The 25,548-nt window shown below is 35.6% G+C and carries 25 protein-coding genes, 1 pseudogene and 1 riboswitch; of the genes and pseudogenes, 19 read left to right on the top strand and 7 right to left on the bottom strand.

Annotation, left to right across the window (positions count from 1 at the left end):
• Window positions 1-206: 206 nt before the first annotated feature.
• Entirely contained in the window at window positions 207-1,676 is a 1,470-nt protein-coding gene (gene gatA, locus HUB95_RS03655) for an Asp-tRNA(Asn)/Glu-tRNA(Gln) amidotransferase subunit GatA (RefSeq protein ID WP_015588939.1), read from the bottom strand.
• A 388-nt stretch (window positions 1,677-2,064) separates the two neighbouring features.
• On the opposite strand from gatA, the gene mtaB reads away from it, so the two are divergent.
• Both mtaB and HUB95_RS03645 read left to right on the top strand, forming a co-directional pair.
• A complete protein-coding gene (mtaB, locus tag HUB95_RS03650; RefSeq protein WP_015588940.1) occupies window positions 2,065-3,291 on the top strand; it encodes a tRNA (N(6)-L-threonylcarbamoyladenosine(37)-C(2))-methylthiotransferase MtaB in 1,227 nt (408 codons plus the stop codon).
• Window positions 3,292-3,358: 67 nt separating this feature from the next.
• Entirely contained in the window at window positions 3,359-4,270 is a 912-nt protein-coding gene (locus tag HUB95_RS03645; protein ID WP_197907187.1) for an outer membrane protein, read from the top strand.
• A 7-nt stretch (window positions 4,271-4,277) separates the two neighbouring features.
• On the opposite strand, the gene HUB95_RS03640 is transcribed toward HUB95_RS03645, so the two are convergent.
• The 3 genes from HUB95_RS03640 to HUB95_RS03630 form a co-directional block, all read right to left on the bottom strand.
• Complete coding sequence (locus tag HUB95_RS03640) at window positions 4,278-5,765, bottom strand: type II secretion system protein GspD (RefSeq protein ID WP_015588942.1); 1,488 nt, start codon at window positions 5,763-5,765, stop codon at window positions 4,278-4,280.
• A 133-nt stretch (window positions 5,766-5,898) separates the two neighbouring features.
• Window positions 5,899-7,263 (bottom strand): ankyrin repeat domain-containing protein, encoded by a 1,365-nt coding sequence (locus HUB95_RS03635; protein WP_141457199.1) that lies wholly within the window; start codon window positions 7,261-7,263, stop codon window positions 5,899-5,901.
• 786 nt (window positions 7,264-8,049) lie between these two features.
• Window positions 8,050-8,724 carry a septal ring lytic transglycosylase RlpA family protein gene (locus HUB95_RS03630; RefSeq protein WP_015588944.1) on the bottom strand — a complete coding sequence of 225 codons (675 nt, stop codon included), beginning with the start codon at window positions 8,722-8,724 and terminating at the stop codon, window positions 8,050-8,052.
• A 26-nt stretch (window positions 8,725-8,750) separates the two neighbouring features.
• On the opposite strand from HUB95_RS03630, the gene murC reads away from it, so the two are divergent.
• The 5 genes from murC to fumC all read left to right on the top strand — a co-directional run bounded on the left by murC (window position 8,751) and on the right by fumC (window position 14,406).
• Entirely contained in the window at window positions 8,751-10,247 is a 1,497-nt protein-coding gene (gene murC, locus HUB95_RS03625) for a UDP-N-acetylmuramate--L-alanine ligase (protein ID WP_015588945.1), read from the top strand.
• Window positions 10,248-10,251: 4 nt separating this feature from the next.
• On the top strand, window positions 10,252-11,526 hold the full coding sequence (gene eno / locus HUB95_RS03620; protein WP_015588946.1) for a phosphopyruvate hydratase: 1,275 nt from the start codon (window positions 10,252-10,254) through the stop codon (window positions 11,524-11,526).
• A complete protein-coding gene (gene cgtA, locus HUB95_RS03615) occupies window positions 11,514-12,536 on the top strand; it encodes an Obg family GTPase CgtA (protein WP_174515741.1) in 1,023 nt (340 codons plus the stop codon). The genes eno and cgtA overlap by 13 nt, the downstream gene beginning before the upstream one ends.
• Window positions 12,537-12,588: 52 nt before the next feature.
• Entirely contained in the window at window positions 12,589-12,747 is a 159-nt protein-coding gene (locus HUB95_RS03610) for a hypothetical protein (RefSeq protein WP_209452308.1), read from the top strand.
• Between the two features lie 264 nt (window positions 12,748-13,011).
• The gene (gene fumC, locus HUB95_RS03605; protein WP_209452307.1) at window positions 13,012-14,406 is read left to right on the top strand and encodes a class II fumarate hydratase; all 1,395 of its coding nucleotides are present in this window, start codon (window positions 13,012-13,014) and stop codon (window positions 14,404-14,406) included.
• 194 nt (window positions 14,407-14,600) lie between these two features.
• Here the strand turns inward: fumC and grxD are convergent, their stop codons facing one another.
• Both grxD and HUB95_RS03595 read right to left on the bottom strand, forming a co-directional pair.
• Entirely contained in the window at window positions 14,601-14,924 is a 324-nt protein-coding gene (grxD, locus tag HUB95_RS03600) for a Grx4 family monothiol glutaredoxin (RefSeq protein WP_006280013.1), read from the bottom strand.
• A 9-nt stretch (window positions 14,925-14,933) separates the two neighbouring features.
• A complete protein-coding gene (locus HUB95_RS03595; RefSeq protein ID WP_015588949.1) occupies window positions 14,934-15,158 on the bottom strand; it encodes a BolA/IbaG family iron-sulfur metabolism protein in 225 nt (74 codons plus the stop codon).
• A gap of 164 nt (window positions 15,159-15,322) precedes the next feature.
• Between HUB95_RS03595 and HUB95_RS06180 the strand changes: the two genes are divergently transcribed.
• A complete protein-coding gene (locus tag HUB95_RS06180; RefSeq protein ID WP_151807860.1) occupies window positions 15,323-15,559 on the top strand; it encodes a hypothetical protein in 237 nt (78 codons plus the stop codon).
• Window positions 15,502-16,194 carry a P44/Msp2 family outer membrane protein gene (locus HUB95_RS03590; RefSeq protein WP_151807861.1) on the top strand — a complete coding sequence of 231 codons (693 nt, stop codon included), beginning with the start codon at window positions 15,502-15,504 and terminating at the stop codon, window positions 16,192-16,194. Before HUB95_RS06180 ends, HUB95_RS03590 begins: the two co-directional genes overlap by 58 nt.
• 14 nt (window positions 16,195-16,208) lie before the next feature.
• On the opposite strand, the gene HUB95_RS03585 is transcribed toward HUB95_RS03590, so the two are convergent.
• A complete protein-coding gene (locus HUB95_RS03585; RefSeq protein WP_015588951.1) occupies window positions 16,209-17,531 on the bottom strand; it encodes a malic enzyme-like NAD(P)-binding protein in 1,323 nt (440 codons plus the stop codon).
• Window positions 17,532-17,665: 134 nt separating this feature from the next.
• Here HUB95_RS03585 and pgsA point away from each other — a divergent pair, with 134 nt between their 5' ends.
• The 10 genes and pseudogenes from pgsA to HUB95_RS03535 all read left to right on the top strand — a co-directional run bounded on the left by pgsA (window position 17,666) and on the right by HUB95_RS03535 (window position 25,083).
• A complete protein-coding gene (pgsA, locus tag HUB95_RS03580) occupies window positions 17,666-18,208 on the top strand; it encodes a CDP-diacylglycerol--glycerol-3-phosphate 3-phosphatidyltransferase (RefSeq protein WP_015588952.1) in 543 nt (180 codons plus the stop codon).
• A 111-nt stretch (window positions 18,209-18,319) separates the two neighbouring features.
• Window positions 18,320-18,460, top strand: coding sequence for a hypothetical protein (locus HUB95_RS06175; protein WP_244662726.1), 141 nt, complete (start codon window positions 18,320-18,322; stop codon window positions 18,458-18,460).
• A gap of 62 nt (window positions 18,461-18,522) precedes the next feature.
• Entirely contained in the window at window positions 18,523-19,260 is a 738-nt protein-coding gene (locus HUB95_RS03575) for a hypothetical protein (RefSeq protein WP_242049538.1), read from the top strand.
• 60 nt (window positions 19,261-19,320) lie between these two features.
• Entirely contained in the window at window positions 19,321-20,028 is a 708-nt protein-coding gene (locus tag HUB95_RS03570; RefSeq protein WP_197907184.1) for an outer membrane protein assembly factor BamD, read from the top strand.
• 60 nt (window positions 20,029-20,088) lie between these two features.
• On the top strand, window positions 20,089-20,829 hold the full coding sequence (locus HUB95_RS03565; protein ID WP_209452306.1) for a YebC/PmpR family DNA-binding transcriptional regulator: 741 nt from the start codon (window positions 20,089-20,091) through the stop codon (window positions 20,827-20,829).
• Window positions 20,826-21,764 (top strand): M23 family metallopeptidase, encoded by a 939-nt coding sequence (locus HUB95_RS03560; protein WP_197907183.1) that lies wholly within the window; start codon window positions 20,826-20,828, stop codon window positions 21,762-21,764. The genes HUB95_RS03565 and HUB95_RS03560 overlap by 4 nt, the downstream gene beginning before the upstream one ends.
• Before the next feature lie 7 nt (window positions 21,765-21,771).
• Window positions 21,772-22,617 carry an SPFH domain-containing protein gene (locus HUB95_RS03555; protein WP_141457374.1) on the top strand — a complete coding sequence of 282 codons (846 nt, stop codon included), beginning with the start codon at window positions 21,772-21,774 and terminating at the stop codon, window positions 22,615-22,617.
• 76 nt (window positions 22,618-22,693) lie between these two features.
• Window positions 22,694-22,796, top strand: a riboswitch (TPP riboswitch).
• The gene (locus tag HUB95_RS03550) at window positions 22,785-23,060 is read left to right on the top strand and encodes a SemiSWEET family sugar transporter (protein WP_006280002.1); all 276 of its coding nucleotides are present in this window, start codon (window positions 22,785-22,787) and stop codon (window positions 23,058-23,060) included. It overlaps the preceding riboswitch by 12 nt.
• Window positions 23,041-23,733, top strand: a complete 693-nt coding sequence (locus HUB95_RS03545) for a thiamine diphosphokinase (RefSeq protein WP_197907182.1) — start codon at window positions 23,041-23,043, stop codon at window positions 23,731-23,733. Before HUB95_RS03550 ends, HUB95_RS03545 begins: the two co-directional genes overlap by 20 nt.
• Window positions 23,734-24,125: 392 nt before the next feature.
• Window positions 24,126-25,083, top strand: a pseudogene (locus tag HUB95_RS03535) (IS5 family transposase).
• The last annotated feature ends 465 nt before the right edge of the window (window positions 25,084-25,548 follow it).

Genomic DNA, 25,548 nt, shown 5'->3' with positions numbered 1-25,548 from the left:
TGCGCTGGAATGACAACGTGAGGTAAATTTTTCAACATCCCAAAATTACAGAATTCAGTCTGTTTAATTAAGTGTGAACTGTTACACGAAAATTTTGTAAACAGATTAATATACCCTGTTTTTGCTATTCATCTAAAAATGGAACCATAGAGTACGTTGAGGAGCGTAAGCAAATTTTAATGCAAAAATTACTATCAAAAAATAGATTATGCAAGAGGTCTAATTATTCTGCCGCAATTTTGCTCTATCACACTTGCCACATTTAATATTCCAGCTTCATCATAATAATTTCCAATCACTTGCAAGGCAAGTGGTAAACCCTCATTGGAGAGCCCAACAGGAACAGAAATAGCAGGCAATCCTGCCAGACTTGCCGGCACAGTAAACACATCATTGATGCACATAATTAGCGGATCTGGCTTTTCATTTAAGCCAAAAGCTTCTGTTGGAGCAGATGGCACAAGTATGTAATCTATTTTTTCAAACGCTTTTATAAAATCATTTCTGATTAATGCCCTAATGCACTGCGCTTTTTCGTAATATTCATTATGATGACCTGAAGAAAGCGCATAAGCGCCAATTAAAATTCTTCTTTTCACCTCTTTACCGAAACCTTCTGCTCTTGTTAGTGAATACATTTCTTCAAGGGTATCAGCATCAACCCTGAACCCATAACGCACACCGTCATAACGAGCAAGATTGGATGAAGTTTCAGCAGAACAAATTAAATAATAGACTGGTATTGCATATTTAGTATGTGGCAGAGTAACGTCAACAACTTCAGCGCCATTTTCTTTTAAATAGGAAGCAACTTTCTCCCAATTATGGACTATTTCCTCTGAAATTCCATCCATCCTATATTCTTTTGGTATACCAATACGCTTACCCTTAACATCACCATTTATAAAGCTGGAAAATTTAGGTGCTGGCTTTCTACTTGATATTGAATCTTTTGTATCATAGCCACAGATTGCTTCCAGCATTAATGCTGAATCAGAGACAGAACGAGTAATGACTCCTGCTTGATCTAGAGAACTCGCAAATGCAATCATACCAAAACGCGAGCATCTTCCATAAGTTGGCTTTATTCCAACTACTCCACAGTAAGCTGCTGGTTGGCGTACAGATCCACCGGTGTCACTCCCTAGTGCTCCAGCGCATAAAAATCCAGCCACCGATGCTGCAGATCCACCAGATGATCCACCAGGAACAACTTTTTCCCCATCACTTTTTCTAATCCACACATTTTCGACAGGGCCAAAATAGCTGTTTGTGTTCGCAGAACCCATAGCAAATTCATCCATATTAAGCTTACCGAGCATGGCTGCTCCACTTTTTAAAAGCAAGTCAGACACCGTAGATTCGTAAGTCGGAACGAAATTTTCCAGCATTTTTGAGCATGCTGTTGTTTTTATTCCTTTTGTACAGAATAGATCTTTGATGCCAACTGGTACACCCATGAGCGGCGAGATTAAATCATCCTTTTGCCTAGAGAAATATTCATCTGCAGCTTTAGCAGCTTTCATTGCTATCTCTGGGGTTTTTGTTATAAATGCATTTAATTTCTCATTTTCAACCGCACTGATGTGCGCCTCTACGAGTTCAACGGCAGAAAAACTCTTTTTTTTGAGCCCGTCATGCATTTGTGTAATACTTAACTTTCTTAGTTCATTCATCAATATTTAATTTTTAGCAAGACGTTAATTATAACATGGCACGATAAAAAATCCATACATTTATAGTTACAGCTAGAAATGTAGCTAAGGTAACTTAGATTCACCGACAATCGTATCCCGCTACTTGTTAGCGGCTAAGAGATACCGCAGCGGTATGACGTAGAAGCTATACTTTTATACTCACCAACTCAGTATCCAATCCGGATTGTATCTTAAAAAGGTCAAAAGACTATAATAAGCAAAGGAGTGATACTGTGTCTGAGTGAAAATCGTTGAGATCCCAGTGTCTGCTGCTTGCATAGCATTTATTTACAAAAAAATAGTCATGCAAGAGACTTTGCTTGGATATTTGATATAATTTAGGTCTATTAAAGCAAAAAATACTAACATGAATGAAGTGATAACATTTGGTTGTCGTCTAAATTTTTACGAGAGCGAGTTAATCAAAGAAGCATTAAAAAAAGCAAAGAGAGAAAATGTTGTTGTGGTGCATAGCTGTGCAGTGACAAACGAAGCAGAACGTCAGGTAAAGCAAAAGATACGTAAGATTTACAAAAATGATCCAAATAAAGAAATTATCGTAGTTGGTTGTGCTGTTCAGTTGGATCCAGAAGTTTACAGTAGCATTCCTGGTGTAAGTAAAGTGCTCGGTAATCAAGATAAGCTAAAAGCTGAAAATTACTTACTAAATGACGATAAAATCTTGGTCAGTGATAACCAAGTAGAACCTGTTCTAATTAATGGATTTGAAGATAAGTCAAGGGCATTTATTGAAATTCAAAATGGTTGTAATCATAGCTGCACATTTTGTTCAATTACTGAGGCAAGAGGGAATAATCGATCTGTGCCAATAAACAGTATTATAGAGCAAATCAGGATCTTTGTAGAAAATGGATATCAAGAAGTAGTGTTTACAGGGGTTGATATTACTGACTTTGGTACAGATTTGTTGGGTAAGCCATCACTTGGTTCAATGATTAGGAGAGTTTTAAAGGATATACCAGAGTTGAAGAGGCTAAGACTTTCCTCTATCGATGTTGCTGAAGTTGACGACGAATTAATGGATTTAATAGCTAATGAGTCAAGACTTATGCCTCATTTACATTTGAGTCTACAATCTGGTAATAATTTAATACTAAAGAGAATGAAGCGTCGTCACAACAGAGAGCAAGTGATAGAATTTTATCATAAAATGAAGAGCTTGAGACCTAATATAGCATTTGGCGCTGATATTATTGCTGGATTTCCAACAGAAACTGATGAAATGTTTCAGGATACGGTTGATCTACTAAAAAAAATAAATGTAGTTTACCTACATGCTTTTCCATATTCAGAGCGGAAAAATACACCTGCTGCACGGATGCCGCAAATACCAGAAAATGTACGTAAAGAACGGGTAAAGCACCTAAGAGAGGTGAATAAGGAAATGATGAGCAGTTTTTATCAATCTTTGCTCAGCACCGAGCAAAGCGTTCTGGTTGAGCAAAATCATATCGGTAGAACAGAAAATTTTGCATTAGTAAAGCTTGAACCAAAAGCTCAAGCCAAGAGTATTGTGAAAGTTAATGTTAAAGGAGTGGAAAATAATTATCTAATCGGAAGTATCTTACCTTAATTTTTTGTACATTAAAGAAATATATGATATAGTAGTTATACTATAAATGATAATTATGGGTTCATTTGTGATAACTAAAATATCTATTGCTTTATTTTTAATTTTCATTTCATGTGTCTATTTTTTTATTACTTATATTAGTAATAGTACACACATTGAGCAAGTACAACCCTTAAAATTAGAAACAGACAATGATGAAAGTGTGATACGTTCTGAGGAGGTTACTGCAAAAGAAATACCAATAAAATATCAAGAACTTGAAAGTAGTCCACCTTCTGTTTTCCAAGTAGCTGATCAGAAAAATATGTGGTCACGTATTGCAGATCAAGCTGAGCCTACAAAAGAAAAATCAAAAAAACTTGATTTTTATGTTAGCGCTAACGGTGGTAAGGTATACCATGATAATTCAGAAATATTTGTAAAGGGTATAAAGGCAATAGGGGAGAGAGTCCTAACTTTAGTTGAAAGTCATTATGGTTTTATAATAAAAAATATAGTGGCAGATGAAATTAAAAGTATACAGCAATTTGATGGTAAAATTGATTTCCAGTGGTTTAGCAGCATGTCTTTAGGTTACTATGCTGGAGAAAATGGTAAAATTGATTTTGAAGCCGCGTATTCTATAGCCAATATTGAAGATAGTAATTCTCCTCCGGTATTTGATAAATCAGCAAGTATATTTGCGTTTTTGTTAAACTTCTATTATAATCCCAGCGTTCAGGATACACAATTTGCTCCGTACATCGGTCTTGGTATAGGACCAACAGTTTTTAGATTAAAAAGGATTAATGGGTCACCCCAAAATTCAATGCCACTGAATGTTCCTTGGTTTGCTTATCAAATAAAACTTGGTGTTGATTATTCAATAATCCCAGAAATCAAAACCTTTCTCGGCTATCGTTACTTTAGCGTTCCGATACCTGTTGCAGATGACATATCTACTCACAATATTGAAGTTGGTTTGATATTTAATTTTTAGTGATAATTTAATATATATATAAATTCTTATCTTTTCTATCTAACAAACCAAATGTTGGTACGATTGTTGCTTTTAAAAAAATGACAGTTTCTACTGTTCTAATATTATTCGCTAGCCTTTTTGATTTCTGATGCAGTAAGCTTTGCTTATCTTCTCTATGTTCTATAAGCCCGCCGATTACCATAATTTCACCGCTCTTAATTTTTAACATAGAGTTCATTTCTCTGATTTCAACAATTGGAATGTCGCTATTTAATTTCATTTTACTCTGCTGTGCGACGTACTCTATATCTGGATCTTTAGTGTAGCCGTTAATTCTTGATAAAGTTGGATGTATATCCATGAATATTTCACTAGTATCAATGTTAATGCTTGGGTGGATTATTAGCACAACACCTATTGGGACGCTATTCATCTTGGTAATTAAGGTCTGATTAGAGTTTCTAGTATCTTTTTGTATATCGGAGGTAAAATAAATATGGTTTTTAGTAAATGAAATCATCGCTTGCTGATTATTTATAGCATGTACTCTGGGGCTTGAAATTACAGTTGAAGTGCCAAATTTGTCTAAATTTTTTACTAAATCTCCTAGATCATTTGCACCAAAGTTCATTGCTAGGTTAATAATGGAGTTATCTTGATTTATTATAGACTTAGTTCCATCTTGTAAGTCATTTAAGTTCATACCAGAAAGGTATTTGTCATCTAGCACAACTTCAACTATTTTTGCCTCTATCATTACTTGAGAAGACGCTAACTTCTTAACCTTATTAATATATTCTTCAACAGCTTTGTGGATATCTTTTCTAGCATTCAAAATAATAACACCAGCTTCTCTGTTGGATGAAAGGAATTCGCCATCATCCACCCCGTTAACATCCATTATTGCATTCAAGCCTTTTTCTAATGAATTCCATAAGTCACTACTGTATTGAGACTTCATAACATTGTTATAGTCCCTATCAACGTTACTTCCATCACTGTTAGTAATATTGTTATTAATGACGAAACTGCTTTGAGCAGAATGTTGAATATTGATGAAGTCTACGTAATAATTTTGTGCGTATGGCAAGTCCTGCTCAATTCTAATTACACCATTACTTGTTGAGTAACGCAGTTTGGCGCTATTTGCTATACTCTGAATTACTTCGTTTATATCCTTATCTTTTAGCTTTAAAATAATATTACCTGATATTTTTGGGTCCATATCCAAGTTAACGTCAGAAAGTTTTCCTATCTCAATCAGCAAATCCTTTACTGATACTTCTTCACTAACATTAATAGAAATAAGCTGATTACTGATTGTGAGATCGGGAAACTCTATTGGTAAAGGCATAATTTCTGGTATTGCCGGTTCATTAATCTCCAAAGAGGTGTTATATTGTTGCAACGGATAATCGTGCTTATAATTGTCTATGTTAATAGGATATTGCTTGGTAGGTAGATGTGTGCAAGAAATAATGAAGAGGAGTATTAAGCATTTAAAAATAGCCATTAGAACAGCATATAGATCTATACTAATAGATTTCTATAAAAATATTAAAAATGTATTTAATTTCGTTTTCATCGAGCAGATAATTGTCATATATTAGCTTTGGCTATGTATTTTTTGTATACTCTTCTTGTACTTAAATGTAGACCAGCATAGCCTTAGTTTTTTTATATATTTTACTTCTTTCTCTATATTTAATAATAGGCTTGAAAATAAATGGTAAGCCTATAATTGTTAGGCTTAGAGCTAGGGTTGAAAGTATACAACAGGCTTTGTGTTTACTATGTAGCTCTTTCAGGTAAAGCATCAAAAATCTGCAAAATTTTTTGTAATTTTCTTCGATGTTTTTTTTGCTATGAGCCTTGCTAATGAACATATCTATTGCGGTATGACCGTTATTACACTTAATGTTAAGGTCTGCACCTTTTTCTATTAATAGCTGAGCTATATCAAAATAATCCTTTTGAACAGCAAGATGTAGAGGTGCAAAACCTTGTTGCTCACAAATGTTCATATTGGCTCTAACTTCCAATAACATTTTCACAATTTTTGTATGGCCTTTTTTAACTGCCAGTAGCAAGGGAGTTCTGTTACATTTAGTAACAGCATTAATGTTTACCTTAAGCCTCAATAAGAGCTTGACTGTTTTAGTGTTACCATTATGGCTAGCTTTATGCAGCCTGGCGTTGCCATTAAAATCTTGATCATTTGCATCTATTCCTTTTGATACAAGAAATGTTACCATTTTTCTATTATTATGCTCAATAGCGCAATCTAATGCATCAAAACCATGATTGTTTTTTGTGCAAAAAAACTCTTTAAGTTTAATTTTATCGTTACTTGCTTGCTGTTTTTTTGCAATAAGCTTTACTATTTGCATTTTGTTGTTATACGCTGCTAGGAAAAGCGTAGTGTTATTTTCTGCATCTTTGGCTTCTATATTTGCACCTTTCTTTATCAGATATTCTATAATTTCTGCTCTGCTGTCATAATGTGCGGTGCATTGATAAATGGTTAAAAACAAAGGAGTACGAAAATTGTTATCTTCACATTCGAGATTTGCTCCGCTATCAATTAAAATTTGGACGCTTTTTTTAGAACCGTATAGTGAAGCTATATGAAGAGGAGTATAGCCCTCTTTGACATCTTTTTCATTAATTTTTGCGCCTTTTGTTATCAAAAAATCTATTAATTCCGTGTCATCTTGTAGTGCAGCAAGGTGCAGTGGAGTAAATCCATTTTTATCCTTGGAATTAATTGTCAGTTGATTAACAAAAAGTTTAGCAACTTTCTTGTGTCCATGCATAATGGCATAATGCAGTGGATTTCTATTTTCGTTGTCTACGACATTGAAATCAGCTTCGTGCTCTAGTAATGACTTTACTCCAACTAAATCACCTTCTTTTGTGAACTTGTGCAAGAGAGTGATTCCACTTGCATCTTTTGAGTTAATATCAAATCCATTTTCTACTAATTGGTTTATATCTTCCTCACGCGCCATATCACTTAAATCTCTAATTAAACTCTTTTCGCGTTAATAATACTCCTACTTGATTAAGTTTAAATGAATCTGTGAGAAATGGCTAGTGCATTCTTGCATAACAAACTTTTGGCAGCGCATTGGATGAAACGAAAAACTTACTTGACAAACTCCGCCAGCCCTCTTATCATGAAACTGAAGCTATTTATTTATCTTCGCAATCTCTGCAGTGGATTAATGACAAAAAACTTAATGTATTTGGCGTAAATCATGCTTAATTTTTTGCACTATGTGCACCTCATGTCTTTATAAAACTTTTAGGTTTCTACCTATACAAGCCGAAACGCGCTTATAAAGTGTTTAAGACAGTAAAAGACGTCAAATAGACAAGGGAGAATTTGAATACTAGCTACCCTAGGGTTTCTTTGCCTTTTTTTATTTGGTAAATTTCTTAATATTTATAGCTAAACGACAACTGTCATTCCTGTAAAGGTCAAGTATCCCGCTACTTGTTAGCGGCTGAGATACCGCGAGTGAATCGCGGTATGACGGTTAGCGGCGGCATGACGTAGGATTGCTGTCATTTCGCTACTTGTTAGCGGCTGAGATACCGCGAATAAATCGCGGTATGACGGTTAGCGGTGGCGTGACGATAAGCTCGTCATTCCGCTACGTGTTAGCGGCTAAGAGATATCGCGGTGGTATAGCTATAAATTGTTGATATCTTTTTTATATCACATTTTTAACTTACAATAGTTAGCCAGCGTTTCTGACATTAACCAAATTTTTCAAATTCTGCACTCACCACTACCTATAACTCACTTTCACGCAATATTGATCGTTCTTAAAAAGCAATCTAACATTTTTTATTCCTTGATTGCGAAGCTTTGATGCAGCTGATTTAGCAGCCTGAGCACTTTTAAAAAATGCAACATATCCCTTACTTTCTGCACTGTCTTGTTTTGGGTGACGTTTCTGTATTTCTTTTTCATACTGCTTTCTGTAATGAGGAGTATTTTGTATCAATTGTTCTGACATCTTTCTTAGGTATTGGACTTTTACTTTTGCAAGCCCAGATTTATGAAATCCTAAGACTTGAGCTGCTTTTTCTGATAAGTCTATTATTCTACCTTCAATAAATGGTCCTCTATCGTTAACCCTTGTAACAAGCTTTCTTCCATTTTCTAAATTAGTGACAAGAACAAAGCAGGGTAGGGGCAAAGTCTTATGCGCTGCAGAGATCAAGTGACGGTTAAACACTTCACCATTTGCTGTAAGCGTGCCATGATCTTCTATTCCATACCACGACGCTGTCCCTATCTCTTCATAGTGTTTACAGTTTTTTGGATAATAAGTTATACCATTTATTGTGTAGCTGCTGCCAATTTTGTAATGACCTGCAGTGCAATTAAACCTGTTGCTAAAACTGCAACTACTCATCAAAACGAATATTAGACATAGGAAGGCTAGGTTTTTTATCATTGTATTCGGTAAGAGGGTTCGATACTATGAGGATTTTAAATTATACTATAATAAATTTAGTAATGAGTAAACATCTACTGCTAAATATTAACAAAACTCAAGAAGGAATAATACATATTATTGGTATAGGTGGAATCGGAATGAGTGCCATTGCTGAAATTCTTCACAATTCCAATTACAAAGTTCAAGGCAGTGATGCGCAGTCAAACAACAATGTAGATAGATTACAAAAGCTGGGTATAGAAGTTTACATTGGTCACAATGCTGATAATATAAGCCAAGCTCAAATAGTTGTATATTCTTCTGCGATAGAATCTGATAATGTGGAGTTAATTGCGGCAAAAAATAACAATAAAATCGTTTTGCATAGATCAGACATGCTTGCTGAACTTTTAAGAGATAAATATGTGATAGCGGTTTCAGGTTCAAGCGGAAAGACAACAACAACCGCTATGATTGCTTCCATTTTTGATCATTCTAGCATTGATGCGACTGTAACTGTAGGAGGGATATTAAATTCCTATAAGAGCAACTTCAAACTTGGAGGGAGTGACACTTTTCTGATCGAGGCTGATGAGTCTGATGGAACTATGCTAAAAATCCCTGCAAAGATTGCTGTCATAACAAGTATCAACAATGACCACATAGATTATTACGGCACATTTGATAATATCAAAAATGCATTTTCCCAATTCGTGAATAATGCAGGTTCTGCAGTTTTACCTGATTCTGTAGACATCGATTATGATGCGGGTAATTCTATAACGTTTGGGTTTGAGAATGGTAGCATAAGAGCCAGCAACATTAAACAGCATGCTAACAGCATAGAATTTGATGTGTTGAACAACTGGATTCCAGCATTACGTGCTGGAATGACAAAAGGAAAGTGTACAGAGATGTCATCCCAGTGCGTGACACTGGGATCCAGCCCTTTAAAAAACATAGTACTATCAAATGCAATTGGAATTCACAAAGTAAGCAACGCCCTAGCTGCAATATCAGTTGCGATAAAGCTCGGAATTAGCGATGCAGAGATTAAAAAAGGCCTTTTGGAATTTCAAGGAGTAGCAAGAAGATTCTCTTTGATTGCCGATATTAAAGGTGTTAAGTTAATTGAGGATTATGCCCATCATCCAAATGAAATATATGCAACTTTAACGGCTGCACGTTCGATTACTAAAGGAAAAGTAATAGGAATTATCGAACCACTTCGTTTTGCCCGCATTCGTAATTTTTTTGATGAATTCATACGAATTTTCATGATGTTTGATTATGTCATCCTCACTCCTGTTCATCCCCCAGAAGACAATCCTATTCCTGGTTGTGGGATTGATGATATACAAAAAGCTTTAATCAGTAATGGATTTAATAACACAAAAATTATGAATGATGCTTTGCTCATTTCACATTTTATTAGTGATTCGACAAGTCCAAGTGATATAGTATTATTTATTGGTGCTGGTAGTAATATAGCTAAGCTAGCAAAAGAAACTGCAGCACTTATTGCGGAAGTTAAGGTTTAATGTAATGAATAAGATAATCAATAACGTATTTGCAAGAGAAATTTTAGATAGCAGGGGTTACCCCACTATTGAGGTAGAAATTGAGCTCTGTGATGGCGCAATAGGCAGGGCATCTGTACCTTCTGGAGCTTCAACTGGTAAATTAGAAGCCTTGGAACTCAGGGACCAAGATGAGAAAAGGTATTGTGGTAAGGGAGTGCTGAAAGCTGTTCAAGCTGTAAATGGGATAATAGCAGATGAAATCATTGGAATGAATGCAGCGGACCAAAATGCAATTGATAAAGCATTAATTGAACTGGATGGAACAAAAAACAAATCAAAACTTGGAGCAAATGCAACTTTGGGTGTGTCTCTTGCAGTTGCAAAAGCAGCAGCAAACAGTTTCAAAATGCCGCTATATAGATATTTGGGAGGAAAGCAGACGAGTGTTATGCCGGTTCCACTCATTAACATAATTAATGGTGGAGTACATGCAGACAATAAGCTCGATTTCCAAGAATTCATGATTCTTCCGGTCGGTGCTGAGACTTTCAGCGAAGCGATTAGAATATCTGCGGAGGTATTCCACAACTTACGTAGCATTCTTAAGAAAAAAGGTTATAGCATAAATGTAGGGGATGAAGGTGGTTTTGCACCAAATATTGAAAGTACTGAAGAAGCACTTGATTTGATCATATACGCTATAGAATCAGCAGGTTATTCAGCGCAAAGTGATTTTGCACTAGGCCTTGATGTTGCTTCATCTACTTTTTATGAAGATGGAATTTACGAATTTGAAAGTAAGGGGCTTACTTCAGAAGAGTTAACCGAATATTATTGTAACCTTGTGGAAAGATATCCAATAATTTCTATAGAAGATGCAATGAGTGAAGACGACTATGAAGGCTGGAAATTGCTTACTGCAAAACTAGGGAATAAAATTCAATTGGTCGGGGATGATTTATTTGTTACAAATTGTGAACTAATACGTAAAGGAATAGAGGAAAAAATGGCAAATGCTGTACTGATCAAGCCAAATCAAATAGGGACGTTAACAGAAACGTTTAATGCAATTGAAATGGCAAAATCAAATGGCTATAAAGCTGTTGTTTCTCATCGCTCAGGTGAAACAGAAGACACAACAATATCTCATATAGCAGTTGCGTCAAATTGCGGGCAAATAAAAACCGGGTCGCTATCGCGTTCTGATAGACTCGCGAAGTATAATGAGCTAATGAGAATAGAAAGCACGTTAGGAAAGGATGCTAAATATTATCGTGGGTTAGCATGGGTTTTATAGACGAAGTAAAATTGTGTTTAAAAGCCGGTGACGGTGGTGATGGCTGTGCAAGTTTTCGTCGAGAAAAGTTCGTTGAATTTGGTGGTCCAAATGGTGGTAATGGAGGAAAGGGTGGAAACATAGTTTTCATCAGCGACGCTAATCTCAACACTTTGCTTCATTTTCGTTATAGAAGACACATTAAAGCAGATAGTGGAAAAAATGGTGCAGGCAGGGATAGATCTGGCACAGCAGGGAAAGACGTTATACTTAAAGTTCCAGTCGGTGCACAAATAATTGATGAAGAAAGTGAAGAGATAATAGTAGACCTTGACAAGCCTGGTATGGAATTTCAAGTAGCACAGGGTGGAAAAGGTGGACTTGGAAATACTAATTTTAAATCTTCTACTAATAAGGCACCAAGACATTTTACTTACGGTCAGCCTGGCGAAGAAAAACATGTATTATTAAAACTAAAAGTTTTATCAGATGTTGGAATTATTGGCATGCCAAACGCAGGTAAATCAAAATTTTTGACTCGCTGCTCAAATTCCGATACAAAAGTAGGCGATTATCCATTTACCACCGTAAGACCTCATTTAGGCATGGTAAAAGTGGATGATAGCGAAGTTGTAATAGCAGATATTCCTGGAATAATTACTGATGCTCACCTTGGAGTTGGGCTCGGGCATAAATTTTTAAAGCACATAGAAAGGTGTCAAATTTTACTTCATTTAATCGATGTAACTCACGATGACGTTGTTTCGGCTTATAGTTGTATCCATAATGAATTGGAACTTTACAATAGTGATCTTGTTGAAAAAGAAGAGATTGTAGTATTAAACAAATGCGACTTATTGAGGGAAGCAGAAATTCTGGAAAAGAAGAATCACCTAGCTAATTATCTCAATAAAGAAGTGCTGTGCTTATCAATTAATGGTGATTTACAGCCTATTTTAAGATTATTAAGTGAAAAATTGAAAAAGAGTAATTCTAAGGAAATCGATGTATATGATCCTTTTAAGATGTGAATTTCATTTATTTTATCATATAACTAGAATATATTTGTACGAACATTTGTTTTTGTTAAACACAACAAATCCCAGTGTCAGCTACTTGCATCTACCACACAACTGTACGAACATTGCAATTTGCAGGCAATTTGCGTTGCAGATGGTGTCATCCCAGTGCCCAGACACTGGGATCCAGCCTTTTCATAATCATCAAAACGTTGTATTTTAACATAAAACGGCTACTTTTATGCTTACCAACTTAATAAAATTTCTGGATCCAAGTGTCAAGCACTGTGATGACATCATAGGGGCGCTGGGATGACACCCTACTGCTAGACAATGTTCGTACAGTTGTACATCTACCATGCAAGTTACCTGAAAATTGCAATGTTCGTACACTTGACTACTTGGATCTAGTATGATTTAATTAACCAAGAAGTAGGCATGAAAAAATTATGTAGTGAACCAGTTTGCATAACACCAGGAGGAAAATATGGATAGAAAGACGAGAATAGAATCAGACAGCTTAGGGGAAGTAAAAGTACCAAGTGAACATTACTGGGGAGCGCAGACTCAGCGTTCTTTAGAAAATTTTAAGATTGGCACAGAAAAAATGCCAGAGCCTCTGATTAAAGCATTAGCAATAGTAAAACTTGCAGCAGCACATGTTAACATGAAGCAGGGTAGCATAGATAATAAGGTAGGGGACGCAATCTGCGCAGCCGCAAAGGAAGTAATAGATGGCAAATTTAATAATGAATTTCCGCTTGTTGTTTGGCAAACCGGATCCGGAACGCAGACTAATATGAATATGAATGAAGTGATCAGCAATCGCGCAATAGAGATTTTAGGTGGTAATTTGGGTAGTAAATCTCCGATACATCCAAATGATCATGTGAATTATGGTCAGTCGTCAAATGACACCTTTCCAACAGCAATGCATATAGCAGCAGCAGACCAGATAAACCGCTTGCTTATTCCAAATCTTGAAAAATTGCATAAGGTGCTGGATAATAAGGTTCAGGAATTTAAAGATATAATAAAAGTAGGACGTACTCATCTGCAAGATGCAACGCCCCTAACACTAGGACAGGAGTTTTTTGGCTATGCAGACCAGATTAAAAAGGGGATAGAGAGAGTAAAATCAACTTTAAGTGATATATATGAGCTTGCACAAGGTGGCACTGCGGTTGGCACGGGACTCAATACTAAAAAGGGTTTTGCTGAAGATTTTGCAAAGCAAGTTGCAGGAATTACTAACCTTCCATTTACTTCAGCAGGCAATAAATTTGAAGCGCTAGCAGCAAATGATGCTTTAGTTGAGCTCAGTGGAACACTCAATACAGTAGCAGTCAGTTTAATGAAAATTGCAAATGATATAAGGCTGCTTGGTTCTGGTCCAAGATGCGGAATTGGGGAAATAATGTTACCGGAAAATGAGCCTGGTTCTTCAATTATGCCAGGTAAAGTGAATCCAACTCAGTGTGAAGCGGTGACTATGGTATGCACTCAAGTTATGGGAAATCATGTTGCTGTAACCATTAGTGGTTCAAACGGTCATTTTGAATTGAATGTGTTTAAGCCAGTGATAATTTACAATGTTTTGCAGTCTATAAGACTTTTAGCTGACGCAAGTTTAAATTTTACAGAAAAATGTGTAGTTGGTATTAAAGCAAATGAAGAGAGGATAAAAGATTTACTGAATCAGTCGTTGATGTTGGTCACTATATTAAATACGCATATAGGGTACGACAATGCAGCAAAAATAGCGAAGCTTGCTTATAAAGAAAATATCACTCTAAAAGAAGCAGCAGCAAAACTTCAACTGCTCACTGAGGAAGAGTTTGAAAGGATAGTGAAACCAGAAGAAATGGTAAATTATTTGTAACCGCTCACACTTAATTCTTCAATCTCACTAATAGAAAGGCCAGTAAGCTTGACAATAGTGTTAACATCAACATTATTATCTTGCTTTTTCTACCTTATTTTGCCGCTCCCCTGAACGGATACGGTTTAAGACATAAGATCCTTTTTCATAGCTATACTACGTTATCCAGCGTCTGGGCACTGGTTTCTTGGTACTTATTCCGCAATAATTTTTTTTTCCTTCAATAAACTTTGCAGTTCGCCTTTTTCGTACATCTCGCGAGTGATGTCGCAACCACCAATAAACTCTTCCTTTATATATAATTGTGGAATTGTTGGCCAATCAGAAAACTTTTTTATAGATTCACGTATTTCATCATTCTCCAACACGTTAATATACTTAAACTTCACGTTCAATTTTTTTAGGATTGACACGACGAGTCCAGAGAATCCGCATTGAGGAAAATCAGAAGTGCCTTTCATATACAATACCACATCATTTTCTGTTATATCTTTTTTTATTTGTTCAAAATTGCTCATAAATTCACCTTATTTTAAAGTATTAGTTTCCAGTTGCAAGGCGTGTATAGACTGACCTTCCAGAGCTTTATATACCATTTTATGCTGTTCTATTTTTGTCTTTCCAAGAAAACACTTGGAATTTATTTTTAAATGATAATGGTCATCATCTCCAGCAAGATCATGAATTTTTATATCAGCGTCGGGGAACGATTGTTTGATGATCCTCTCTAATTCGTGAATTGCAATAGTCATTGATTTGCTTTAAATTACAATACTTTCATTATAAATCTAAAACGATTGAGCGCAATAAAAAGTTGCTATCATAAAAAATAGAAGTATACTATAATAATGGAATGACAAGTTATGCAGGGAGGCTTTGTGGTGGGCGAAAGATTTAAATTCACATATCTTTGGTTTTGCTAACTTTTTCATTTAGGTGCTTATCTTACGATGATAAAATAAATAACTTAGAGAATGTTTACATCAAAGCTAACTATTTTGGAGCATTCTTCAATGCAATAGGTTCTCTAGAAGGAAAAGAAGATGCAGGTGACAATATAACAGAGGGGTTTTTAGTTTTAATAAGAAGGAGCGAATTGAAGCTGGATACAGTCCTAAATATGTTCCAGGGTTTGCCGGTAGTGCTGCAATAGGGTATTTATTCAAAAATATGAGAGTTGAGTTTGAAGGCTTATATTCTCAGACTAACTTATATGATGAAGATTATTCAGATAAGAAAAAAGCAAGATATATTGAACTTCGTCGTCACAATGATGCGTCTACTGGAGCGGAATGCAATTCACCTTGGAGAAGTGGAAAGGTTGATATTCACATTCAAGAAAATTGTAGTGTTGAAGCAGAGTTCAGAGCTGCATTTAAGATGAAAAATGAAGGTTTTAATAACTTAGCTGGAATGGTCAATGTATATCGTGATTTTAATATAGCAAAAATGCCATTCACCCCATATGTTGGTATTGGTGCAGGTGTAACTAGGGTTAAATTTCTAGGAAAAACCAGATATGCCTTGGCTTACCAAGCAAAACTTGGTATCAATCACCAACTTACAGCACAAACTCAAGCATTTGCTGGTTTACGCTATTTTGGTATCCTTGATAACCAATTTAAAGATATTGTACCAGGAATAAAGATACTAGCTGGTGAAGGATATATTCCTGCCGGTGGAGGAAGTAAAGTTGATGAAACTGCACGTGTTGAATCAACAACTGCAACCATTACCAATAGGTTTGGCATATATGGCTTAGAGTTTGGGTTGGTTTATCACTTTTAACTTTATCCAATAAATTACATATGTGAAGATAGTAAATTCAGCGTGCTGAGAACATTAGAAAGACGAGATTTTAATTGATTTTCATATTTACTCCAATCTTGTATTGCCTTTCTTGCAACACCTGAATCAACTGCGGCTTTTGCAACAGCAGGAGCTACTATAGAAATTAATCTTGGGTCAAATGGAGTAGGTATTATATATTCACGTCCATAGCCCATTTTACGACCGCCATAGACTGCAGATATCTCACCTGGTACTGGCTCACGGGCAAGCTTTGCTATTGCATCTGCAGCTGCAATTTTCATTTCATCATTTATTGTTGTTGCATGTACATCAAGTGCCCCTCTAAATATATAAGGAAAACCCATTACGTTGTTGACTTGGTTGTTGTAATCTGACCTACCAGTTGCAATTATTGCATCTGGCCTCACAGATTTTGCAAACTCAGGCCTTACTTCTGGATCGGGATTGGCAAGAGCAAAAATAATCGGGTCTTTGCCCATACTCTTTAACATCTCTTCATTTAACACATCTTTTGCAGATAGTCCGATGAATACATCAGCGCCTTTTATTGTATCAAGTAGAGAACGTTCGGAAGTATCAATTGCATATTTTTCCTTCCACTCATTCATGTCCTCGTTTCTACCTTTGTATATTACTCCTTGCTTATCACACAGCACTATATTTTTAGCGCCCATGGACTTTAGTATTTCTAAACATGCAATACCGGCTGCTCCAGCACCATTCATAATGATCTTAACGTCCTCTAATTTCTTTTCGACAATATCAAGAGCATTTTCTATACCAGCTGCAACAACCACTGCAGTTCCATGCTGGTCATCATGGAACACTGGAATATCCATCAGTTCATTCAGACGTTTCTCTATTATAAAACAATCGGGAGATCTTATATCCTCTAAATTTATCCCCCCCCAACTTGGCCCAAGGTACCTTACTGCATTGATAAAATCTTCTATATTTTCTGTACCAACTTCTATATCAACTGCATCAATATCAGCAAAACGCTTAAATAAAACAGCTTTGCCTTCCATGACAGGTTTTGCAGCAAGAGGACCGATATTACCAAGTCCAAGCACTGCAGTGCCATTTGAAATGACAGCAACACAGTTGCTTTTTGCCGTATAATCATAAATAACCTCAGGATTTTTAGCTATTTCAAGGCACGGAGCTGCAACGCCAGGGGAATAAGCAAGTGACAAATCATACTGGGTAGATAAAGGTTTTGTTGGCATGATTGAAATTTTACCAGGCTTACCACCTCTACTGTGATAATTAAGTGCCTCTTGTTTTGTGGTACTATCTAAATCATCGTTCATCATTACATCCTTATATTTTAAGCTTATATTTTTTAAGTATATGGAGTTTTTATAAATGTTCAATTGTAAACTATTAGCTTGTGAACTCTGGTGTACTTCTGTATAAGTTTACCTACTACGTAGAATGGTATTACATGCTTAAGAAAAACGTGCCTAATTTGCTTACAATTTCTCGTGCGCTTGCAGTACCAGCAATAATATTAAGTTTTTATATAGAAAATAAATATGCAGGCCTGATAACAATATCAATCTTTGTGTTTGCGTGCATTACGGATTTTTTTGATGGTTACTTGGCGCGTGCGTGGAAAGTCCAATCAAAATTTGGCAAGCTATTTGATCCAATTGCTGATAAATTAATAGTGGTTTCAACGATAATTATGCTAGTTTATAAGCAGAAGATAAATGATTTTACAATAGTACCATCGATTATCATCATCTGTAGGGAGATATTAGTCTCGGGTTTGCGGGAGTTTTTGATAGCTACAAATGTTAGTCTACCTGTAAGCAAAGCTGGCAAAATTAAAACATTTTTGCAGATGGTTGCTGTAGTAGCGCTAATAATGAACGATTATTATATGATTCAATATACAGGTGCGATTTGTTTATGGGTTGCAGCTATTATAACTATGTGGTCAGGCTATAATTATATCCTAGCCGGCATCAAACAGATTGGTTAAATCTCCTAGGAAATAGTTAATAGACAAGAGTAGTTAATATCTTAGTGATATTGACTCAGAAAGCAAAAAGGTGTATAATTGTATTAACTTACAACTAATTAGGTTAATATTATGAAAATACCTAGTGGCAAATTTTCTTCTACCAAAAAGGTTCCAGGAAAGAATAAGAAAAAAAGAGATTTTGAACCATTAGAAGAGTTTTTTGGGATTTTTGGCCAACAGTTGATAAAGAAGTCAAAAGAGAAAGGCTAGAACAAGAACTATTAGCACTAAAAAAAAGAGAGCTATATAGACAATGTGTATCATTGGTAACAATGGTTCCATTTGCATTATTTATGGCTATTGAACTGGAAAAAATATGTAGCGATCAGGTATTACTTGGCGTGATAAGTGGCGCGCTAAGCCACACTATATTACCTTTTACAGTCTTATCTCTTATTTGTACGCTATATTTAATTTACAATAATAGGAAGATAGCACAAAAAGAACGAGAGTTGGAGATTATTGAAAATGGAGAGGAAGTAAAGGAAAAAGAGCACAATATTTCTGATATAGGTCAGTGTTTGATCTATATTGAGGCTATAACAACTGCACTGGTTATTGTAGGTATGATAATGGGTGAAACATCTTCACTTGAAGCAGCAGAGGATGCAATTTTATTTCTTGCCAATGCAATTGCTTTTCTTGCAACTCTTGTTTCTTATATTGATAAGCATGAAAAAAATAAGAAAAAGGAAACAGAAAAGTCTGATCTTGATGAGAAATCTAGCAAGAAAACTAGCAATATATCTGTAGCCGGATTGGCGCTTGCTGGTTCTTCTATATTTTTAATAAGAAGGATAATGTTAATGGCATTAGCATCGTCCTTAAATCCTGCTGTTGGACCTACTTTAGGCTTGATAGGTATTGCAATTTTTATGGCTGTACAGATCTTAACTATACATTCCTACAGCAAGACGCTGAAAGATCCAAAAGTGGAAGGACGAGGTGAATCAAGAAATGCAGGTAGTTCTGACCGTAGTTATAAAGAAGAAGGGCCGGCTATTGCCTAAGAAATTTATTTATTTAAGTAATATTTAGGTCTATACTTTATTTTGATCGAAAAAAATCTTATGTATAAGACTTTAATCACGTGCTTTATTTTCCTAATTTGCTCCTTTACACAATCGTATGCGGATGATCTTGAAAAAACTGAAACTGAACTATATGAAGAAGCAGTTGAACTTTTTGACCAGAAAAAATATAAACAAGCTATTAGGGCATTTCACAAGATAGAGGATTTGTATCCTTTGTCTTATTGGGCAATGAAAGCGAAATTATTATCTGGAGTTTCTCACTATAATATGGGTAACTATAACAGTGCTGCAAGTGATATGGCTGATTATATATATGTTTATTCAAATGGTGAAGATTTACCATATGTATACTACTTAAGAGTATTATCTTATTACATGCAAATTAATAAAGTGCAACTTGGACAGCAAACTGCATATAAAACTTTAGAGCTGGCTACAGAATACATTAATCTCTTTCCAGGCAGCGAATATGTAGACGAGATAAAGGAAAAAACAAAGCTAATCACAGAGCATATATCAACAAAAGAGTATTCTATCGGTAAATTTTACCTGAGGCGTGGTGAATATTTAGCAGCAATTAAGCGTTTCCAGAATATGGCAAGCTATAAGGATTCTAAATATTTTTCTAAATCTATTAACTATTTAATAGCAGTCCATTCAGCTATTGGCCTTGACTTAGAAGCTGAGCAGTATGAAAGTATGTTATTAGCAGAAAACCTACAAGATGCCAAGCCGGAGGCTTGAAAATTTGCTTTAGCTTTTTCTATGCTTTGATATATAATTTAGATTTTTAACTATTTGAATATGGCTGGTCATTCACAATTTTCAAATATAAAACATCGGAAAGGCGCTCAGGATGCAAAGCGCTCTCAAAAATTTACGAAGCTGATTAGAGAAATAACAGTTGCTGCAAAGCAAGGGCTACCCGATCACGAACTCAACCCACGCCTTCGTTCTGCTATATTTGCTGCGCGCAAGGAAAATTTGCCAAAAGATAAAATAGAAACAGCAATAAAAAATGCAACTGGTAACGTTGCTGGAGAAAATTATGAGGAAATCCAATATGAAGGTCATGGGCCTTCTGGCACTGCACTCATTGTCCATGCCTTGACTAATAACCGCAACCGTACTGCTTCTGAGGTACGTTATATCTTTTCTCGTAAAGGTGGAAATTTAGGAGAAACAGGAAGTGTTAGTTACCTTTTCGATCATGTAGGCTTAATCGTCTATAAAGCAGAGGGTGTGAATTTTGACGATTTATTCAGTCATGGAATCGAATTAGAAGTATTGAATATTGAGGAAAATGACAAAGAAGGATTACACGTTATAACTTGTGAAATAAAAGATTTTGGTAAAGTACGCGATGCCTTTTATGCAAAATTCGGAGAACCAGAACTTGCTCGTCTTTCATGGCAGACAAAAGATCTGATTGAAATTAGCGATAAAGAGTTGATTGATAAATTATCTGCATTGGTTGAAGAGCTGGAAGATAATGATGATGTACAGTATGTGGAAGGTAATTTTACTTTTGTTGATAAGCTATGAGGCTGGTAATATTTGTATTGCTTTGTATTTTACCAGCATATGCTACTGAAACATCAACAGATCTTGCACAGCCATTCCAGCATGGAATCAGAAAAAAAAAAGCTACTTTGACGACAGAAAGTGATAGAAAGTTGTTATTCATATCCAGTACCATAAAATCTTCCTTTTTTGCCACGGAAGGGTTGGCGCCAAATACAGTGGTGAAATTGATCAACATATATAAAGATTTTGGTGTTGATTTTAAAAAAGACATTGTGCCAGAGAGTAAATTGGAGGTTCTTTTTGAGAGATTGCCTAATAATCAGAAGACTGAAGAAAAAATTTTATATGCTTCACTGACAATAAACAAAAAAGCTATTAGTTTATATCATTATAAATCACAAGACGGCAAAGAAAGGTATTTTAATAAAGAAGGAATAAGCTTAAAAAATGGCGAAATTTTTGCAAATCCTTTAAATGGAGATTATCGCATATCCTCAAAATTTGGCAATAGAAAGCATCCTGTTCGCGGTAAAATTGCTTTTCACAAAGGAGTGGATTATGCAGCTAAACTTGGCACTCCCATATACGCTGCTGCAGAGGGTGTGATAGAATATATAGGAAAGAATGGTGGCTATGGAAATTACATCAAAATAAAACACAAAAATGAGTATTCAACCTGTTACGCGCATATAAGTAGATTTAGTGGCGATATAAAGTTAGGCTCTAAAGTAAAGCAGGGGCAGGTCATCGCCTATGTTGGTAGCACTGGTGTTGCAACAGGACCTCATTTACATTACGAAGTTATATATAACGGCAAACACATCGATCCGCTTACGATAGCGCATGAAACTGAAGTAAAATTGCCTGATCATGAATTAAGAGAGTTCAAACTATTTGTAAATAAGATAAATAAAACGATCAACAGAGAGGGTTCAAGTGAAAAAGAAGTTTAAAGACAATATGGATAAGAATACGATAAACGATAGAAATTTAAGTCAACTCCGGTTTTTTCCTGTACTAATAGCGCTAGGATTAATTTTATCGCTGCTTTTTTTGGCATATGACAGCACAATTGCACTTGGAGTTGCTGCCGTTTCAATTTTGACTTTTCTTCAAGGATTTTTTATTAATGACCCTAATGAAGCAAGAGTGATAGAGTTTTTTGGTCATTATATTGGAACTTATTTTAAGTCTGGAATATGTGTAACGCTTCCCTTTTCAAGCAAATATATAGTTTCCCTAAAATTTCAAAATATCAACACAGAAAAAATAAAAGTGAATGATGCCAATGGAAGTCCAATAGAGATTTCAGCAGTGATTGTTTGGAGAGTGAACAGCCCGGCGAAGGCGTATTATAATGTTAACAACTATCACGAATTTGTTTTTGTACAAAGTGACTCAGTAATAAGAGAATTAGCAAGCAATTATCCGTATGATAGCGAAAGCGATGAGGAGTCTTTACGTAAAAATTCTGATAAAATTTCAGATGAATTGCGGTCAATGTTACAACAAAGATTAGATATTGCAGGAATTGAGATTACAGAAGCAAGAATATCGCATTTGGCGTATTCGTCCGAGATTGCACAAGCAATGTTAAGGCGTCAACAAGCACATGCTATCACTTCGGCAAGAAGGCATATAGTGCAAAATGCAATAGGAATTGTCGAGGAAGTAATAGCTCATTTTGAAAAAAACAAAAGCTTACAATTAGATGGCAAGCAAAAGGTTCAATTGATAAATAATTTGTTGGTTGCCCTAATCTCTGAGCAAGATGCACAACCGAAGATTAGTTTAGATAATAATTAGCATAGGAGCCGATTGGGTTTCATAAATGCAAGTCACTATTAATTTCTTGATTAATAGACTAAATGATGTTATAAATTACACGCATTAGGGGTGCTCTAGAAAAGCTGAGAGTACATAAAGTACAACCCTTTGAACCTGATATTGTTAAAGCAAGCGTAGGAAAATGTATGTATATAAATATTGAAGAATGCTTCGGCTTCATTGCGTTAATTGCATCTCTAATTGGATTATCACCTCAAGTATATAAAGCATATATCACTAAAGTTACTCGTGATGTATCGATGTTAATGTTAGTAAACTATCTTATTTGTTCATTGTCTTGGATTGGCTATGGTCTTTACCAGAGCTCAATTTTTGTGGTGCTTAGCAATATTGCTGGATTAGTGATTAGCATAATATCAATTATTCAAAAATGTTACTACGATGCAAAACCTGCACCATGATCATGTGCTGCACTGCAGTACACAACAACAATATCGTTCTATTGTAGTGCTAAATGGAAAAATACCGAGCTCATCGTTTTTTAAACGAGATATACCTATTATTGCTGTAGATGGAGGAGCAAACAAGCTTCTATCAATTGGCGTAAAACCTGATCTTGTAGTAGGAGATTTGGATAGCGTAAATCTGGATTTACGTGCTAATTTGAATACGATATATCTACCTGATCAAGATTATTGCGACTTTTCTAAAGCAATGGCTCACTTAAAAACAGTAAAGTTATTGCCATCAATAGTAACGGGTATTACTGGAGGAGCAATTGATCACATACTACAGAATATTAACATTTTTCTAAGTACGGGCAGTATCTTTTACACACCTTCACCTCCCATGGTAGGTTACACTTTACAAAAAGGTATTACCCATTTTTTTTCTTTGCCAAAAAATACTAAAATATCTTTACTTGGTATACCGAGAGCTCAAATATCAACTAAAGGATTAAAATGGGAACTGCACCTTAGTAATCTTGCTTTTCCGGGAAAAAATTCTTGCTTTAATCGAAGTTTAGGCAATAAGGTACCCGTAGAAGTACACAGTGGTATATGTCTAGCAATGATTTATTTAGAGACAGTAGATGATGCTGCAAGACATCATGTGCGTCAAGTTAAGAAGTAAATAGACTTCTTGCATAACCCAAACTAAGTAGAAAAAAGGTATCATCCAAGTAGCTGACACTGGTTCCTTTATGACGTGTCATTCCAGTTTCAGCTACTTGAATGAAAGCAGTCCTACGTCATACCGCCGCGGTATCTCTTAGCCGCTAACAAGCAGCGGTATGACGAATTGCTTAACCGTCATACCGCCACGAACCGTCATACCGCCGCGGTATCTCATCCGCTAACACGTAGTGGGATACTTGATCTTTACAGGGATGACGGTTGTCAGGCTAGCCTGTCATCCCAGTGCCCAGACACTTGGATGGCTTTGTTGCATCGCTCAAGTGAAAAGAACTGGCAGTTACTGACAAAATTCATTATAAATAGCCATTTAACTGTTGAAGAAAAAATATGCCACAAAAAATGAGAGTCAGTAACTGCCATGAATATAACAAATTTCTCCAAGAAAGAGGAAGCATTTTTTGTTATATCAATGACGCCATAGAAAATTGGTACGAGAATTGTCCAAAAATGCAGGGCGGCAACTATATTTATAGTGATAAAGTTGTGATTTTGGTGCATATAATCGTCAGTTTCTTTAGAATTGGTTTAAGACAAACAGTCGGGTTTATAAAAGGGTATTTGCAACAAATAGGAAGAGATTTGGAAGTTATCAGCTATTCACAAGCATCAAGAAGGTTTAAGAAACTTAATATTAAGATAAATGATTGCAGAAAATAATATGGAAGATATCGAAATTGCTATAGACAGTACAGGAATTAGTATATACAACAACACTCCTGGTCACAGCAAGGAAAATAGCACTGACAGAAAATATCGTGGCTATGAGCAAACGAGAAAATTGCACGTAATGTTGAATATAAACAACAAAAAAGCCATAGCTGTAAAATACAGTAACGGTGTCTACTCTGATCACTATGGAGCTTGTGATTTGCTAAAAGAAGTTGATTTTCAGCATGCCATAAAAGCACTATATGCAGATAGAGCATGTGATAGGCACAAGTTTTATAAGTTGTGTAACGAATATGATATAAAGACAAAAATTCCACCAATAAACAATGCGGCAGAACATCCAGAAATAGATTATATGTCTGACAGGAATGCTGCTATTAGGTTAATAAAATTATACGGTGAAGATGGCATGAAAGAATGGAAAAAAGAAGTAAATTATGGGAAAAGATCTTATATTGAAGGGTTTTTCTCAAGATTAAAGCAAATATTCGGATTTAGTTTTAGGAATAAATCTGAGATAAATCGAGAAAAAGAACTGCTAATCAAATGCTATTTGCTTAATAAATTCACTGATATTGGTATNCACTTGGATCCAGGAATTTTATTAAGTTGGTAAGCATAAAAGTGTTATGTAAAATACAACGTTCTTGATGGGATTGCGTGAAAGGCTGGATCCCAGTGTCAAGCACTGAAATGACATCATAGGAGCACTGGGATGACACCCTACTTAACCGTCATACCGCGATTTATTCGCGGTATCTCAAAGCATAGATCCCGCTAACACGTAGCGGGATGACGATTGTCGTTTAGCCATAAACATTAAGAAATTTACCAAATAAAAAAAAGGCAAAAGAAGCCCCGTGGTTATTATCCGCTTTAAAATATTGGCGTTTTTTATGTTTTAAACGCTTGACAAGCAAGATTTAGCTGCTTTTAATTGCAACTAACTTACGCTGCAAATGTTTAAGAAATTTACTAAGCAGAAAAAAAGACAAAGAATCCCCGAGTTAGCTAGTCTTTTACTATCTTTGTCGAGTATTGGCATTTTTTGATGTCTTGTAACGCTTTATAAGCGCGTTCA

It is taken from the genome of Wolbachia endosymbiont of Ceratosolen solmsi (assembly GCF_017869155.1).
Taxonomy (GTDB): Bacteria; Pseudomonadota; Alphaproteobacteria; order Rickettsiales; family Anaplasmataceae; genus Wolbachia; species Wolbachia pipientis.
This window is presented reverse-complemented; position numbering and strand designations above follow the sequence as displayed.